The sequence below is a fragment of the Agrococcus sp. HG114 genome, from assembly GCF_024723325.1.
Lineage (GTDB): Bacteria > Actinomycetota > Actinomycetes > Actinomycetales > Microbacteriaceae > Agrococcus.
This window is the reverse complement of the sequence record NZ_JANQCH010000256.1, coordinates 1-740: the sequence shown is the minus strand read 5'-3', so window position 1 is coordinate 740 and position 740 is coordinate 1. Positions and strand designations below refer to the sequence as shown.

The window sequence follows — 740 nt, the reverse complement described above, 5'->3', positions numbered from 1 at the left end:
CCGCCAAGCGGCGCGCGCTCTCGTCGGAGCACACGGTCGTCGGCTTCTTCGGCGCGACGGGCTCCGGCAAGTCGTCGCTCATGAACGCGGTCGCCGGGCGGGAGCTCGCGACCGTGCACGTGCGGCGGCCGACCACGTCGGCGCCGATGGCCGCCGTGTGGAACCCGACCGGCGCATCCGCCCTGCTCGACTGGCTGCAGGTGAGCGACCGGCGCGAGATGGAGGGCGGGTTCGCGGGCCAGGACCTCTCGCTCATCGTGCTCGACCTGCCCGACTTCGACTCCGTCGCGCTCGAGCACCGGGCGATCGCCGAGCGGCTCGCGGGGCAGGTCGACGTGCTCGTGTGGGTCGTCGACCCGCAGAAGTACGCCGACGCGGTCATCCACCGCGACTTCATCGCGCCCCTCGCGAGCCACGCCGCCGTCACCACCGCGGTGCTCAACCAGGTCGACCGCCTGCCCGAGCAGCAGGTGGGGGCGGTCGTGGAGTCGCTGCGGGGGCTGCTGCGCCGCGACGGGCTCGGCGACGTGCGCGTGCTGCCGGTCTCGGCCGCGACGGGCGCCGGGATCGACGACCTGCGCCGCGTGATCGCGACCTTCGCGGCCGAGCGCAAGGCCGCGTCGCAGCGGCTCGCCGCAGACATCCGCAGCGTCGCGGCCCGGCTCGAGGGCGCTGGCACGCCGGGCAAGGTGCGCGGCGCCGACGCGCAGGCGCTCGAGCGCGGCCTCGCCGCCGCGGCG

General features: G+C 76.1%; 1 protein-coding gene. It reads left to right on the top strand.

Annotated elements, in window-relative coordinates; translation table 11 throughout:
* The coding region (locus NWP09_RS13105) for a GTPase (RefSeq protein WP_258275923.1) at positions 1–740 on the top strand (740 nt) is incomplete at both ends.